We start from the raw sequence: 15,641 nt of genomic DNA, 5'->3' as shown, positions 1-15,641 counted from the left end.
TCTAGATTAATATTGATTCGTTGGTACTTCTTGAGCGTTCTGTTGTTGGTTTGGATCAATTTGCTGTTGGTTAGGATCGTTTTGTTGTTGATTAGAATCGTTCTGGGGTTGATTCACGTTATTTTGTTCGTTACCAAACTGATCCGTTTGTTGCTGATTATTATAATCTTCAGCGTTATTTGTTTCTGAGTTGCTATTGTCATTCTCATTTGATTGATTTTCATTACTATTTTCATCTTCCGAGCTATCTTTTTGTGATTTCGTTAGAAGACTATCATCTAACTCGGTTAATGGTACGAGTGTACCATAATAATCAATCACGCGTTGATTTAATAATTCATCTTTATCTTTAATTTTAGGTAAATCTAAGTCACTTCGCAACATATTTGTCGTTGACAGGATATTTTTTATATCTGGATTATAGTAATAAATGCCATTTAAATAATCATCGTCACCTTCAAGTTGTGAACTTTTTATTTTTATATCATCTTTTAAATAAGAAGTAGCAAGTACTTTTATTTCATCATAACTTAAATTATGTTTGGCATTTTTTCCGACAATTTCAACAACATCATCTAGTTTATTAAATGAGTCTGCTTTTTGTGCTTTTGCAAATAGTTTTTTAATTAAATCCATTTGTCTCTGACCACGTTTTAAATCTGAGTCTTGATGACGTGTTCTAGCTACAGCCAATGCTTCATCGCCATTAAGATTTTGATAGCCTTTTTTGACTTTAATTTTACCAGTATCGTTTGTATTTGGTTCATTAATGTTGTAAGGGACGTCATATTTAATGCCGCCCAATTCATCAACTGCATCAACAAACGCTTCCATATTAATTCTGACATAGTAATCGACTGGTAAATCTAATGTAGCCTCTACCGAGTCCATTGAAGCAGTAGGGCCTCCGTATGCATGTGCATGCGTAATTTTATCATAATAACCAACTTTTGGTATGTAGCTGATTGTATCACGCGGAATACTTAACATTCTAATTTGTTCCTTATCTGCATTAAAAGTAGATAATATCATTGCATCGGTTCTAGATTTTTCAGCTGTTTGTCCATTTTTTTCACGGCCACTATTATCATCAATTCCCAAAAATAGGATAGATATAGGATCTTTTGAAGGATTTACTTTAGAGTCACGTATATTTGACTTCCTAGAGGAATCACTATCATTAAAGGAAGACTCAAAAGCGCCTTGAGAAGATTTTAGCAATATGATCGCAAAAATAATTGGAACAACGACAAGAACTAATGAAAGAAATATTAAGAAATATTTTAAAAATTTATTCATGTTTGAAGCTCCCAAATTATTAGATTTTTTGTACATGTAACTATATTTATATTTTGATTATACTTCTTTTTAACTTTGTAAATTATTTGTAAAGAAGAAAATGCACTATAAATTATAATTTTATTACTATCACTAAAAAATATCAACTATGAAGTTGTTAATTGTAATTTTATTGGCAATGTGTAATAAAATGATGAAACAATATGCACGCAGAAGTTATGTGTTAATCATAAATATACAATGCACTTGTCATGTATGATTAAGTAAATATGATTGTATTTAATAAAATCATCATTTATGAAATGATTTAAATCATTGAAAGTGGCAAGGTTAATAAACATAAAAATAGTATTACAATAATGTCATTTGATAAAATATGATTTATTTAAAGACATAGGATATAATATATATTGGAAATATCATCTTGTAGACGATTATAATTAAAAGATGTTAGAAATTTTAGATTGCCTTTGTACTTAATTATAGCAAGCGTTGAAACAAATTTAATCATATTCCAGCATAAAGATAGAATAAACGTACTAGGAATGAATGATTTGAGGAGGAAATATAATAGTGAAAGCACTTTGGTTAGAAAATATAAATGAAAGTTTAGTAAAGGATTTTTACGAAACACAAACAGAAGAAGAACAGAATGCTGGTTTTGAAGGGGTCTTATCATTTGGTACTGCAGGTATTAGAAGTACATTTGGTTTAGGACCAGCAAGGTTAAATGCTTTTACAGTCCGCAAAGTAGCGCTAGGTTTAGCTCAATATTTAAATCATAATGTTGATGACGCATCTGTTGTCATACATTTTGATACAAGATTTTTATCAAAAGCATTTTCACAAGAGATGGCAAGTGTGTTGGCAAATAATGGTATCACAGCTATTATTTCAGACAATTATAAATCGACACCAGAATTATCCTTTGCCGTAAGACATCTACAAGTAAATGCAGGCATCATGATTACAGCAAGTCATAATCCTAAAAATTATAATGGTATAAAGATTTATAATGAAAAGGGTGGCCAATTATTACCTGAAGCTTCAGAGCAATTAAGTGAATATATAAATTCAATTGAAACTCCGTTAAATATTGAAAAAGGTGATTTTAATGCGTTCGTAGAAAACGGTAAAATAAAATATATGTCGAATGAAGTAACAGAAAGTTATAAAAAAGAAGTTAAGTCATTAGTAGGATCAATAGATGCACATGACGCAAAAGTCATATTGACGAGTTTACATGGTACGAGCCTACCTTTGGTATCTGACATTTTAACTGAATTAGATTATCATAATTTTGTTATAGAAAAAGAACAGTCAGAACCTAATGGTAATTTTCCAACAGTAGCTATTGCTAATCCTGAAGATGAAGCAGCTTTTGCACTTGGCAAACAGCTAGCAGATAAAACAGATGCACAGCTTATTATTGCAACTGATCCTGATGCGGATCGATTAGGATTTATAGAACGTTATGGTGATAATGATTTTAGATATTTTAATGGCAATGAAATAGGGCTATTATTAATGAAATTAAGGTTCCAAGATTTAACTGAAGATAGTACGCCGCAATATATGATCAAATCAATAGTTACGAGCGAGCTAGCAGAAAGGTTAGCAACATCTCTCAATGTAGAAGTTAACGATGTTCTGACAGGTTTTAAATTCATTTCAGATTTAATAGAACACAAACAGAAAGATGATGATAAGCAATTACTGCTTGCATTTGAAGAAAGTCATGGGTACTTAGCACAACCTATTTCAAGAGATAAAGATGCTATACAAATGGTACCATTATTAGTTAAATATAAGAATTTACTTGATAAAAACGGTATAACATTTAAGGAAACAATTGAAGATATTTACGAAAATATCGGTTATTTCAAGGACAGAACACTTGCGCCTACATTTGAAGGAAAAGCCGGTGTTAAAAAAATAGAAAGTATTATGGCGCAATTTAGAAATGAACAGGTATTTTCTATATGTGGTATGGATGTACTAAAAATTGAGGACTACCATGTTGGAGAAGTTAGAGACATGATAACAGGTCATACTGAGAAATTAACATTACCAAAGACAAATTTAATTAGATTTATTTTTGAAAATGGTTTTATTGCGTTAAGACCTTCTGGTACAGAGCCAAAAATTAAATTATATTTTTCACTTGAAGTTGAAAATATTGATGAAATTACACAACAGTTTGAAGCAAACTATATTAATAATATAGTTTAAACAAATATAGAGGCAACATTATGACAACAAAGATACTCAAAAAAATAACAATCATTTTAATTATATTATTAATAGTAATTATTATTACAATCGCCTATAAGCTATATCATCGTAGTCATCAAGAAACGCCAATGTTACAAAATGAGACGAAACAAGAAACTACGAATAAACAAATGGGGCATTTACAGACTATTGTCGATAATCAAAATCCACAGATGATGCAGATTAATCAATATCTTGAACAAGTTAAATTTAACGGTACTGCAACTGTGTTCGAAAATGGTCAACTCAAATTAAATAAAGGATACGGTTTGCAAAACATTCAAGAAAATAAACAGAATCAAGCAGATACTTTATATTTAATTGGATCTTCTCAAAAGTTTGCAACAGGATTAATGTTGAAACAATTAGAAAGCGAAAATAAAATTAACATGAACGATTCTGTAACTAAATATTTGCCATGGTTTAAAACGAAGCAGCCAATTACTTTAAATCAACTCATGTTGCATAAAAGTGGATTGTTTAAATATAAAGCTTCTCCAAATTATAAAAATTTAAACGAAGCGGTACATGCGATTCAACAAAAAGGCATTGAGCCTAAATTTTACAATAAAAATAGGTACAACGACGGAAATTATTTAGTATTATCGCGTGTGATTGAAGAAGTGACAAACAAGTCGTATAAGAAAAATTTTGAGGATAGAATTTCAAAACCGCAACATCTAAATTTCACTGCATTTTTTGATGATCCAAATTTTCAAGCATATATGGCTAAGGGTTATAAAAAGGATGGTAAATCTGGCAAACCACTACAACAGTATCCCAACGTTTTAGAACAGTATTATGGGGCGGGTAATTTATACATGACGCCGAGTGATATGGGAAAATTGATTTTAGGATTACAGAATAATGGAATATTAAATAGCCATATATCAAAACCACTGTTACATGAGAGTAAGACGTCTAAATATCCTCAACCTTATCGCTATGGGTTTTATTCCTTTGCAGATAAAAATAGAATTAATGGTGGTTTTTTTGGTCAAGTTTTTACGTCATATTTTAATGACAAGTATATTGTAATCCTAGGAACTAATTATGAAAATAGTGACGTGAATAATGAACAGAAAATCCAACATATTTACAATCAGATTTTAAAACAGGGTGGACCTTATAATCATGTGGGTAAATCATATTAATTGAAATTTTAAAACACACGCCATGGAAATGGGCGTGTGTTTTTTACTAAGATTATATACAGTATTTTAAAGCTTCAATAAATAGTTTTTTGAAATCGTTTGTTTCGATAGACATAACAACTGAGCAGTTAGGGAAGTGCGTGTTAAAATCTGTAACAGTTGCACCTTTTGTAAGTGTTCCAGTGGTCTCAATTTGTACATCTGCCTCTTTCACATCAAATTTTTCAGGATGTAATAAATAAAGTATCGTATATGCATCATAGATATTGATTCCTTTTTCAAAATCGTCGCCCTTATAATGTTTGAAAAGTTGATGCAACATGTCACCGGTTTTGTTTAAACTTTGTAATTCATTCACCGTTGCGTGACTAAGTGTAGAACTTCTAGCTACATCCAAGCCAACCATAGTAATTGGTAATCCAGAGTTAAATACAATGTGTGCTGCTTCTGGATCACAATAAATATTAAATTCTGCTAATGGTGTGACATTGCCTCGAGCTGCCGAACCACCCATTAATACAATTTCTTTAATATAATCTTTTACTTCTGGATAGGTTGAGAGTAATAGGGCAATATTTGTTAAAGGTCCTATTGGTATTAAAGTAATAGGGTCTTCACTTGATTGAAGTTCTTTGCGCATGGCTTCTACAGCATGAGTGGATGATAAATCACTGTAATTAATCTTAGGAAAATCATATCCTCCCATCCCAGATTCACCATGTACTGCACTAGCATCTACGATTTCTGATAATAATGGTTGAGAGGAACCTCTATGTACAGGAACGGTACTCGAGAAAAAGCGTTTAAGTTTCAAAGCGTTCGCAGTTGTTTTTTCAATACCCACATTTCCATTAACTGTAGTAATCATTCGCAAATCAAAATTAGGATGATTTAATGCAATGCTAATCGCAGCAGCATCATCAATTCCAGGATCTGAATCTATGATAATAGGTTGTTTCATAATTGAATTTCCTCCTAAAAATAAATAATCATTTAAATATAGTGTACATTGTTTTACCTAGAAAATGTTGTATAGCAATTGAAAAATTAAGCGACTATTGATAGGAATATGAGCAAATAATGTTGTAAAGACATTCCATAGAGCCTAAGTTTAGTTTATTAGTATTTATTTTGAATAATCTAGGTTAGTTTTTAATATTCGTGAAGTATTTTCATTAGAAATCAGCGTCATCTAATGAAAATACTATTTGAAAATAGGGGGGATATGAAGAAGGAAAAGTGACGGTCAGTTGCATGTTTGGTTTACCATAGTTAATATAAACGATTAATTTAGTACTTTCTTTTCATACGAAAAATTTATAACAACAAAACATACATATTTTGAAATTAACGAAATCAATATATAAAGAGACCCCCTACACAAATGAATGCGTAGGGGGTCTCTTTGTTCTAAGGCTTCTCAGAAGAGAAGTCTATATTGATTATAAGTGGCTTGAGTGTCCACCTTGCATTACCCAATAAGTACCGATAACAGTAATTAAAGTAATGATAATCGCAAATAAAACTTTAAAGGTTTGTAAATTACCATCTTTACCTTCAGTTAAGTGCATGAACATTAATAATTGAACTGCAGCTTGTATAAAAGCAAAACCAAAGATGATGGTAATCTTAGCATTAAGTGCCATAGATGTGTATAAGGTTACAAATACAGCTAAGATCGTTAAAACGATTGAGGCGATAAAACCTACAGTATGTTTTACTATTGTATTCATCCGCTAAACACCATCCCTATCATATATACGGCAGTGAAGATGAAAATCCATACAACATCTAAAAAGTGCCAGTATAAACTAACTATAAATAATTTAGGAGCATTGTCTTTATTTAATCCGCGCATTGCTACTTGAATTAATAGGCAAATAATCCAAACAATACCTAATGACACGTGGGCACCATGTGTTCCTAATAGAATAAAGAAACTAGACCAATAAGAACCGATAGTTAGATTAACACCTTCATGTACGTAGTGCGCAAACTCATAAATCTCGAAGCCTACGAATACCATACCAAGTAATACAGTGATAATCATCCAAATCAGCATTAATTTTTCTTTTTCTTTTCTCATATAGTAAATTGCAATACCACATGTATAAGAACTAATTAATAATGCAAATGTCATAATTAAAACTAATGGTAATTCAAACAATTCAGTCGTCATTTTTCCAGCATAATCGCCACCGTGTTGAAGTGTTAATAATGTTGCGAATAACGTACCGAATAATGAGAATTCTGCTGTAAGGAATACCCAAAAGCCAAGTTTATTTAAATTACCTTCATGCGAACGTTGATCAATTGTGTTTGCATCATGACTCATGACTTACAGCCTCCCTTTCTTTTATACGTGCATCACGTAAACGTTTTTCAGTTTCAGCAACTTCAGACGCTGGTATATGATAACCATGGTCGATTTGGAAACTGCGATAAACCATAGTTGCGAAGATACCAATTAAACAAATAATAGCTGGAACGAGTGTTTCAAAGATAAGGAAGAATCCACCAATAGTGAAGAGAATTCCCATCCAGAATCCAACAGGAGTATTATTTGGCATATGGATATCTGTATAGTTATGGTTGTCTAAATAATGACGACCATGTTCTTTCATATCTACAAATGTATCATAGTCATTCCAGTCTGGTGTGATAGCAAAGTTGTATTTAGGTGGCATTGCTCCAGCAGTTGCCCATTCTAAAGTACGTCCTAAACCATCCCAGTTGTCGCCAGTTGCTTCACGTGGTGCTTTGAAGAAGCTGTATACGATACTTGCAACTAAGAACATAAATCCTAATGCCATTAATAGGGCACCGACAGTTGAGATTGCGTTTAGTAACCACCAACCATCTTCTGGCATATAAGTGTATAAACGACGTGGCATACCATCTAATCCAAGGATGAATTGTGGTATGAAACAAACGTTAAATCCGATCATGAATAACCAGAAACACCATTTGTTTAATGTTTCGTTTAACTTGAAGCCAGTCATCTTAGGCCACCAGAATATTAAAGCTCCAAGACAGGCAAATACTACACCAGCTACTAGCGTATAGTGGAAATGCGCTACTAAGAAGTAAGTATTATGATATTGATAATCTGCTGCCGCCATTGAAAGCATAACACCTGTTACCCCACCGATTAAGAAGTTCGGTATGAACCCTAATGCGAATAGCATTGGAGATTCGAAGGTAATACGACCTTTATAAAGCGTGAACAACCAGTTAAAGATTTTAACACCAGTTGGTATACCAATTAACATGGTTGAAATTGAGAAGAATGAGTTAATTAATGCACCATTACCCATTGTGAAGAAATGGTGAACCCAAACTAAGAAACTTAAGAATGCGATACCTGCAGTCGCCCAGACCATGCTTTGATGTCCGAATAGGCGTTTACGTGCAAATGTCGGAATAATTTCAGAGTAGATACCGAATGCTGGCAAGATAACGATATACACTTCAGGGTGCCCCCATACCCAGAAGAAGTTAGCCCAAAGCATTGGCATACCACCATTTGCAACTGAGAAGAATGCTGTGTCGAAAATTCTATCAGTTGTAAATAGCGCTAATGTAACTGTTAATACTGGGAAAGCCAAGATAACGATTAATGCTGTAATAAAAGTCGTAACCGTAAACATTGGCATTTCCATAAATTTCATTGTTGGTGTTTTACATCTAAGTATAGTAACAAAGAAGTTAATACCAGTCATCAGTGTACCAATACCGGAAATTTGTATCGCTATTAAGTAATAGTTGACACCAGGTCCTGGACTGAATTCTCCTGCGAGTGGTGCGTAGTTTGTCCAACCAGCTGCAGGTGAGCCTCCGACTATAAATGAAAGGTTGAATAAAATCATACCTGAGAAGAATAACCAGAAACTTACGTTATTTAATACAGGGAATGCAACGTCACGCGCACCAATTTGTAGTGGTACGACAACATTCCATAAACCAAAGATGAAAGGCATAGCCATAAAGATAATCATTATTACGCCGTGCGTACTAAAGACTTCATTATAATGGTTTCCTTCTAAAAATGTATTGTCTGGAATGGCTAATTGCGTACGCATCATTAGCGCGTCAATACCACCACGTACGAACATTAATACCGCACAGATTAAGTACATTGCACCAATTTTTTTATGGTCAATAGATGTGAACCATTCTCTGTATAGATATTTCCATAATTTGAAATAGCTAATTACTGCGATCACGGCAATAACTGCGAAAGGAGCACCAATTTGTCCCATTGTTATCATCCAGTTACCTTGAACGAGTAATTGATCCCATGGAAAATTCATTAATGTCCACCTCCATTTTCATGGTCTTTTTTCTCAATTTTAGATGCTTTTTCATCTTTAGCACCTTCAGAGATTTTTTCCATTTCATCCATATTATGTGATTCTTCATCTTTGAATTCACTATCATATGGTTCATTATTGCCTAAAATCATGGCTTTCATTCCATGACGTTCGTAGTTAGCATTTGTGATTTGCGGCTTACGTGCAGGTTGATCTGGTTTATCTAACACATCTGCTGTACGTTCTTCTTCAGTGTTAAAGTTTGGATCTTTTTGAACGAAATTATAACGATCATAAGCATAGAAAATATACTCAGGATCTGCTGCAGGATCAACAAATGCTAAATGCGTACCACTGAAAGTTAAATTTTTGTTTTCAGTAGTTGGTAAAAGTTGCTTATCAAATGTATCTTGATCCAATACTTTTTGTTTTTTGGCATCTTTTACCCAATCCTCGAATTTGCTTTGGCTTACTGAATTCACATCAAATGTCTGACGACTGAAGCCTTCACCATTGAAGTTTGAGTTACGTCCACGGAACGTACCTTCTTCACTAGCTGTTAAAGTCCAGTCCATAGTCATACCTGTCATCGCATATTTTTGACCACCTAATTGTGGAATCCAGAAACTTGTCATCATATCCATTGATTGGAGCTTGAAGACAACTGGGCGATCTTTCGGAATAGTTAAATGGTTAACTGTTTCGATTTTCTCTTCAGGATAACTAAAGAACCACTTATAACCAGCACTTGTAGCATAAACAACAAGTGGATCGTCTTCTTTCTGTGGTTTTTCCTCGTAATTATAAAGTGAATTAACTGTTGGAATAGCTAATGCAATTACAATAATTACTGGAATAATAAACCAAATTGTTTCTAATAAAGAATTGTGGTGCATCTTACCTGATTCATCAGTGTTTCCAATTCTATATTTATATAGAAAAACTGTGAATAGAATAAGTACAGCGGCAATAATAACAAGCATGAAGATAATTGAATACATAATCAAAAACTTCGAATCACTTGCCATCGGCCCTTTTGGGTTTAAAACTTCTACGTTAGAACAGCCACTAAGTAAAATTAGCGAGCCAAAGAGTAGAAGCAAAGACTTAAATTTTGACACTTTTTTGACCTCCTAATACTACAAATGTAGGGCTTAACATCAATTTTAAGATATTACGCAATATTTACAAGTGTTTGTGCGAAAAAAAATATTGTAAAATTAAAAGAAACCCAACAAACTCAACGTCTGGTGGGCTTTCAAAGATTTGTTAAAATTATGTGTACATTTTGTGAAAAGTGTCATATTTAAGGCGAAAGGGTGATTTTATCAAAAAAGTAGTGATAAAGGTTATCATTTAGCTTGATTTTTGCTATGTATGGAATTTTAATTTATTTAACTTCTATATAACGTATCGATTTACTTGATGCGCCGTTTGAATCTTCCACTTTATACTCAATTTTGTATTTTCCAGCTTGGTTGATATTAACATTACCATCAACTTTAATTTTATGTGTTAAATCGCCGTCTTCTTTATCGTATGCATGTACACCATTTAAAAGATTATATTCTTCACCTTTATCTATGATTGTATCATTCGTACCTTTAAGCTCTGGAATTGAATTGTCAGTGGCTTCTGCACTTAGGTTTGGGGATACAAGAGTTGCAGAAACGCCAATTGCTGATAACGATTGTATAAGTTTATTCATTTATTGACCTCCAAGAAGAGACTTTAATTGATTTATCTATACTATACTGTAATGCGCTGTGTATTACATCATACTATAGTCCTAATATACCTTATTTATTTAAATATAATTGTAATTTTTAGTTATAAATAAGTAAAATGAACTTTTTGTGAATTTTATCACAAATTTGTTTTGAAATACTATAATTTGTAATAAAATAAAGTAGAAATGATAAAGCTATATTTGAAGAAATGGAAGTGCTTATTATGTTGAATGAAAAAGAAAAAGCGATTATTAAAGAAACGGTTCCGGTATTGCAAGAAAGAGGGGTAGAAATCACATCGTTTTTCTATAATAGAATGTTTACACAACACCCTGAATTAAGAAATATGTTTAATCAAACAAACCAAAAGAAAGGATTGCAATCAACGGCGCTAGCACAGAGTGTATTAGCTGCAGCGATGAATATTGATGATTTGACACGTATTTTACCAGTTGTGAAAGAAATTGCATTTAAACATTGTGCATTACAGGTGCCGCCAGCTGGTTATGATATTGTAGGTGAAAATTTATTAGCTGCCATCCAAAATGTTTTAAAATTATCGGATGATGATGCAATATTAGACACTTGGGCTAAAGCATACGGAGAAATTGCTAAAGTATTTATTGAAGTTGAAAAAGATATTTATAAAACAATGGCATGGGATGGTTTCCAAGCATTTGTAATTAAAAATATAGAAACTGTAGCTACAGACATCAAAGCATTTACAGTTAAATCTGATGAAATAGACATGAGTAAATTTAAACCAGGTCAATATGTCACGGTCGATGTGAAGAGTGCGTCACTACCATACCGTGCTAAACGCCATTATTCAATTGTAGAAGGTGATAGTGAAACACTGACTTTTGCAGTTAAACATGATGTAACAACAACACATGAAGGGGAAGTGTCTACGATACTTCATAGTGAATACAAAGAAGGCGATACGATTCAATTATCAGCACCAGTAGGTCCGTTTTCCGTGGTCAACAGTGAGTCACCACAGCTATTTATTGGATCCGGTATCGGGGTTACACCTTTAATTCCAATGTTTAATCAAGTGGCTAAGTCAGAAGCGCCAATTCAATTTATTCAAAATATTATTAATGATACAGATATACCATTCTCAAATAAACTAGAGGCAATAGCTGAAAGTAAAGAGAATAACGATTATATTATTTATGATAAGCATAAAATGGGTTATATGGATGCATCGTATTTGAATCAATTTATAACAAAAGATACTGAAATTTATGTTTGTGGTGGTGTTAATTTCCTTCAATCTATCATCACTACCTTAAAAGAAATGGAAGTTGATGAAACGAAAATTCATTTCGAATCGTTTATCCCTAAATTAAGTGTTGGTGTATAAAGTGTTATATGATTGAATGAAATAATATAAATTAACAAAAAACAAGACACGTTCGTGTCTTGTTTTTTGTTAATGAAGCAGTAAAGCATTTTATTTATATAAATATCAAAAAAATTGATTCTTTATCTCGCGAGTTTATTCAATCCCTCTACGCATTTTTTCAGCTATAAGTGTGTTATTTAATACCATTGTAATTGTCATTGGGCCAACGCCACCAGGTACGGGTGTAATTGCACCTGCCACTTCTTTAACTTCATCGTATTCGATATCACCTTTTAATTTACCATTTTCATCAGGTGTATTCCCTACATCGATTACAACCGCGCCTTCTTTAACGTCTTCTTTTGTTACTAATCCAGGACGACCCACAGCACTAACAATGATGTCAGCATTTTTTAAATAACGCTTCATATCTTTAGTTCTTGAATGAAGAATCGTTACGGAAGCATTTTTTTGAAGTAATAATTTAGAAACTGGTTGACCTACAATGTGACTACGTCCGATAACAACAGCGTCTTTTCCTTCTAAATCAATATCGGCATGATTTAAAAGTTCCATGATGCCTAATGGTGTACAAGGTACAAATGTTTGTTGATCAATATAAAGCTTACCAATATTTTCAGGATGGAAGCCATCGACATCTTTTGCTGGGTTAATAGATTCTAATACTTTTTGTTCACTTACTTGATCAGGAAGTGGTACTTGGACTAATATACCGCTCACACTATCATCTTCATTTAAGCGTTTTAATTCGTTTAAAACGTCTGCTTCAGAAGTAGATTCGTCGAGATGAACAATTTCTGAAATCATTCCAATCTTTTCCGCAGCTTTCTTTTTAGAGTTGACATAACTTTGACTTGCACCATCATTACCGACTAGAATAACAGATAATTTTGGTGTATACCCCTCAGCTTGTAAAGCTTCAACTTGATCTTTAAGTCCTTGTCTGTAATCTTTAGCGATTTGTTTCCCGTCTAAAATTTTTGCGACCATGAAAAAATCCTCCTTGAATGTTTGAACTTTACTTAACATTAACACAAATGATGGGATAATTAACAACCAAAAGACGTAGATTAAACAGAAAAAAAGTATTAAAGTTCGATTTTTGATTGAAAAAGCATCATTTACTTGTTATGCTATATCTGTAATATACATCTAATAGTAGTATCATTTCAAATTTCTGAAAGGGTGTTCATTTTGAAAGTAGTAGTCATTATGGGAAGTTCTTCTGATTGGGAAACAATGAAAGAAAGTTGTTCGATGTTAGACCAATTTGAAATTCCGTATGATAAAAAAGTAGTTTCAGCACATCGTACGCCTGAATTAATGTTTGAATTTTCAAGAGAAGCGAGAGATGCAGGATATGATGTCATTATCGCTGGTGCAGGCGGTGCTGCGCATTTACCAGGTATGGTTGCGTCAATGACGACTTTACCAGTAATTGGCGTTCCTATTGAGTCTAAAAGTTTAAAAGGAATGGATTCGCTATTGTCAATCGTACAAATGCCAGGTGGTATTCCAGTAGCAACGACAGCAATAGGTAAAGCTGGCGCTAAAAATGCGGGTATATTGGCTGCAAGAATACTTAGTATTGGTAATCAAACAGTGCAAAAGAATTTGGAAAATTATGAGAAATCTTTAGTTGAGAAAGTGAGTGATATGCAAGATGAACTTGAGTAAATTAAAATTCGGCTCAACCATAGGTATCATAGGAGGCGGTCAACTGGGCAAAATGATGGCGCAGTCTGCCCAACAAATGGGATACAAAGTGATTGTGTTAGATCCCGATTCATCATGTCCTTGCCAGTATGTTGCCAACGAGTTCATCAACGCTGCGTATGACGACCAAATAGCACTAGATCGACTTGGAGCATTATCAGATGTAATAACGTACGAATTTGAAAATATCTCGGCTAATCAATTACAAGCATTAGCTTCAAAATATAATATTCCTCAAGGCTATCAAGCGATTCAATTACTTCAAGATCGCCTGACGGAGAAACAAACTTTACAAGATTCTGGCAGTAATATAGCGCCGTTCCTCCAATTAACTGACTATGACGATCTAGTTAAAGCGGTTGATTCAATTGGATATCCTTTTATTGTTAAAACACGTTTCGGTGGATATGACGGTAAAGGTCAAGTGCTTGTTAAAGACGCCACTCATTTAGATGAAGCGCATCAACTGATTCAAGCACAAGAATGTGTAGCAGAACAGTACCTAAACTTAAGTAAAGAAGTTTCTTTGACAGTAACCATCGGTACAAACAATCAGATCACATATTTCCCTCTACAAGAAAATGAACATCAAAATCAAATACTATTTAAAACAATCGTGCCTGCGCGAGTACAAGATAATAAAGAGCAAGAAGCGCGTAATGAAGTAAATAAAATAATTAAAGCCATACATTTTATAGGCACATTTACAGTTGAATTTTTTATAGATCAACAGAATCAATTATATGTAAATGAAATTGCGCCTAGACCACATAATTCCGGACATTATTCAATTGAAGCTTGCGAATATTCTCAATTTGATACACATATTAAGGCGATAACAGGACAACAATTACCACAACAAGTAACACTATTGATACCGGCGATTATGATGAACTTATTAGGCAGAGATTTAGATTTATTAGAAGATCAATTCGCAGAACACCCTGAATGGCATGTCCATATCTATGGCAAAAACGAACGTAAATTTAATCGTAAGATGGGACATTTAACGGTGTTAACTAATGATATAAATGAAACTGAACAAAAGTTGCTTAAACAATTTGAAGGGAGATAAATATATGTCTTTGTTATATGAAGGAAAGGCTAAAAGAATTTTTTCAACAGGAACGTCTGATGTATTACGAGTTGAATATAAAGATGAAGTGACAGCTGGAAATGGTGCTAAAAAAGACTTCATTGAAGGGAAAGGGCGCTTAAATAACCAAATTACCTCTCGTATATTTAATTATTTGAAAGCTAAAGGCTTGAATAGTCATTTTATTGAGCAAATATCTGAAACGGAACAATTAGTTAATTCGGTTGAAATCATTCCTTTAGAAGTTGTAGTTAGAAATATTGCAGCAGGCTCAATTACAAAAAGACTAGGTTTTGAAAAAGGACATACATTTGAAACACCATTAGTTGAATTTTTCTACAAGAATGATGATTTGAACGACCCCCTTATCACTGAAGACCATATTAAACTACTTCAAATTGCTGATGATGGTGAAATTGAAAAATTAAAAGAAGCAGCAACAGAAATTAATGAAGTATTAGTGAACTTAATGGACAAAATGAATTTAAGATTAGTCGATTTTAAAATTGAATTCGGACGCACAAATGAAGGTGAAATTTTATTGGCTGATGAAATTTCTCCAGATACATGTCGAATTTGGGATAAACAAAGTGATACAAATTTTGATAAAGATGTTTATCGAGAAGATACAGGATCAATTATCGAGACATATCAAACTTTTTTAAATAAATTGGAGGCACTCTAACA

Annotated in this window: 14 protein-coding genes; 6 read left to right on the top strand and 8 right to left on the bottom strand. The window is 33.0% G+C overall.

Features of this window, described 5'->3' with window-relative positions; genetic code table 11:
• Positions 1–6 precede the first annotated feature (6 nt).
• Positions 7–1,299 carry an LCP family protein gene (locus tag KA893_RS02905; RefSeq protein WP_011303450.1) on the bottom strand — a complete coding sequence of 431 codons (1,293 nt, stop codon included), beginning with the start codon at positions 1,297–1,299 and terminating at the stop codon, positions 7–9.
• A 573-nt stretch (positions 1,300–1,872) separates the two neighbouring features.
• Between KA893_RS02905 and KA893_RS02900 the strand changes: the two genes are divergently transcribed.
• Both KA893_RS02900 and KA893_RS02895 read left to right on the top strand, forming a co-directional pair.
• Positions 1,873–3,531 carry a phospho-sugar mutase gene (locus tag KA893_RS02900; protein ID WP_002483716.1) on the top strand — a complete coding sequence of 553 codons (1,659 nt, stop codon included), beginning with the start codon at positions 1,873–1,875 and terminating at the stop codon, positions 3,529–3,531.
• Positions 3,532–3,551: 20 nt separating this feature from the next.
• Complete coding sequence (locus KA893_RS02895; protein WP_210125577.1) at positions 3,552–4,727, top strand: serine hydrolase domain-containing protein; 1,176 nt, start codon at positions 3,552–3,554, stop codon at positions 4,725–4,727.
• A gap of 52 nt (positions 4,728–4,779) precedes the next feature.
• Here KA893_RS02895 and rihC read toward each other — a convergent pair whose 3' ends face one another.
• The 6 genes from rihC to KA893_RS02865 form a co-directional block, all read right to left on the bottom strand.
• Complete coding sequence (gene rihC, locus KA893_RS02890; RefSeq protein ID WP_041079033.1) at positions 4,780–5,688, bottom strand: ribonucleoside hydrolase RihC; 909 nt, start codon at positions 5,686–5,688, stop codon at positions 4,780–4,782.
• 481 nt (positions 5,689–6,169) lie between these two features.
• Entirely contained in the window at positions 6,170–6,460 is a 291-nt protein-coding gene (qoxD, locus tag KA893_RS02885; RefSeq protein ID WP_037538855.1) for a cytochrome aa3 quinol oxidase subunit IV, read from the bottom strand.
• Positions 6,457–7,062, bottom strand: coding sequence for a cytochrome aa3 quinol oxidase subunit III (gene qoxC, locus KA893_RS02880; protein ID WP_002483712.1), 606 nt, complete (start codon positions 7,060–7,062; stop codon positions 6,457–6,459). Before qoxC ends, qoxD begins: the two co-directional genes overlap by 4 nt.
• On the bottom strand, positions 7,052–9,040 hold the full coding sequence (gene qoxB / locus KA893_RS02875; protein ID WP_037538853.1) for a cytochrome aa3 quinol oxidase subunit I: 1,989 nt from the start codon (positions 9,038–9,040) through the stop codon (positions 7,052–7,054). Before qoxB ends, qoxC begins: the two co-directional genes overlap by 11 nt.
• On the bottom strand, positions 9,040–10,161 hold the full coding sequence (gene qoxA, locus KA893_RS02870; protein WP_037538850.1) for a cytochrome aa3 quinol oxidase subunit II: 1,122 nt from the start codon (positions 10,159–10,161) through the stop codon (positions 9,040–9,042). Before qoxA ends, qoxB begins: the two co-directional genes overlap by 1 nt.
• A gap of 269 nt (positions 10,162–10,430) precedes the next feature.
• A complete protein-coding gene (locus tag KA893_RS02865; protein WP_002483709.1) occupies positions 10,431–10,748 on the bottom strand; it encodes a DUF5011 domain-containing protein in 318 nt (105 codons plus the stop codon).
• A 245-nt stretch (positions 10,749–10,993) separates the two neighbouring features.
• Between KA893_RS02865 and KA893_RS02860 the strand changes: the two genes are divergently transcribed.
• Complete coding sequence (locus tag KA893_RS02860) at positions 10,994–12,139, top strand: globin domain-containing protein (RefSeq protein ID WP_041079039.1); 1,146 nt, start codon at positions 10,994–10,996, stop codon at positions 12,137–12,139.
• Positions 12,140–12,274: 135 nt separating this feature from the next.
• Here the strand turns inward: KA893_RS02860 and folD are convergent, their stop codons facing one another.
• Positions 12,275–13,132, bottom strand: coding sequence for a bifunctional methylenetetrahydrofolate dehydrogenase/methenyltetrahydrofolate cyclohydrolase FolD (gene folD / locus KA893_RS02855; RefSeq protein WP_011303442.1), 858 nt, complete (start codon positions 13,130–13,132; stop codon positions 12,275–12,277).
• Between the two features lie 204 nt (positions 13,133–13,336).
• Here folD and purE point away from each other — a divergent pair, with 204 nt between their 5' ends.
• From purE to purC, 3 genes are read left to right on the top strand one after another with little or no spacing between them, the layout of a single operon-like run.
• Positions 13,337–13,819, top strand: a complete 483-nt coding sequence (purE, locus tag KA893_RS02850) for a 5-(carboxyamino)imidazole ribonucleotide mutase (protein ID WP_037538847.1) — start codon at positions 13,337–13,339, stop codon at positions 13,817–13,819.
• Entirely contained in the window at positions 13,806–14,933 is a 1,128-nt protein-coding gene (gene purK, locus KA893_RS02845) for a 5-(carboxyamino)imidazole ribonucleotide synthase (RefSeq protein ID WP_115338601.1), read from the top strand. The genes purE and purK overlap by 14 nt, the downstream gene beginning before the upstream one ends.
• Positions 14,934–14,937: 4 nt before the next feature.
• Positions 14,938–15,639 (top strand): phosphoribosylaminoimidazolesuccinocarboxamide synthase, encoded by a 702-nt coding sequence (gene purC, locus KA893_RS02840; protein ID WP_041079043.1) that lies wholly within the window; start codon positions 14,938–14,940, stop codon positions 15,637–15,639.
• Positions 15,640–15,641: the final 2 nt, after the last annotated feature.

It is taken from the genome of Staphylococcus sp. GDY8P126P (genome assembly GCF_017891965.1).
Taxonomy (GTDB): Bacteria; Bacillota; Bacilli; order Staphylococcales; family Staphylococcaceae; genus Staphylococcus; species Staphylococcus saprophyticus.
Note: the sequence above shows the minus strand (reverse complement) of the source record. Positions and strands in the feature narration are given on the sequence as shown.

What these genes read in the sequence shown, in the direction of transcription:
- purK (WP_115338601.1), top strand. Translation starts at nt 13,806, where the DNA reads ATGAACTTGAGTAAATTAAAATTCGGCTCAACCATAGGTATCATAGGA.
- KA893_RS02905 (WP_011303450.1), bottom strand. Translation starts at nt 1,299, where the DNA reads ATGAATAAATTTTTAAAATATTTCTTAATATTTCTTTCATTAGTTCTT.
- KA893_RS02895 (WP_210125577.1), top strand. Translation starts at nt 3,552, where the DNA reads ATGACAACAAAGATACTCAAAAAAATAACAATCATTTTAATTATATTA.
- folD (WP_011303442.1), bottom strand. Translation starts at nt 13,132, where the DNA reads ATGGTCGCAAAAATTTTAGACGGGAAACAAATCGCTAAAGATTACAGA.
- qoxD (WP_037538855.1), bottom strand. Translation starts at nt 6,460, where the DNA reads ATGAATACAATAGTAAAACATACTGTAGGTTTTATCGCCTCAATCGTT.
- qoxB (WP_037538853.1), bottom strand. Translation starts at nt 9,040, where the DNA reads ATGAATTTTCCATGGGATCAATTACTCGTTCAAGGTAACTGGATGATA.
- KA893_RS02860 (WP_041079039.1), top strand. Translation starts at nt 10,994, where the DNA reads ATGTTGAATGAAAAAGAAAAAGCGATTATTAAAGAAACGGTTCCGGTA.
- KA893_RS02865 (WP_002483709.1), bottom strand. Translation starts at nt 10,748, where the DNA reads ATGAATAAACTTATACAATCGTTATCAGCAATTGGCGTTTCTGCAACT.
- qoxC (WP_002483712.1), bottom strand. Translation starts at nt 7,062, where the DNA reads ATGAGTCATGATGCAAACACAATTGATCAACGTTCGCATGAAGGTAAT.
- rihC (WP_041079033.1), bottom strand. Translation starts at nt 5,688, where the DNA reads ATGAAACAACCTATTATCATAGATTCAGATCCTGGAATTGATGATGCT.
- purC (WP_041079043.1), top strand. Translation starts at nt 14,938, where the DNA reads ATGTCTTTGTTATATGAAGGAAAGGCTAAAAGAATTTTTTCAACAGGA.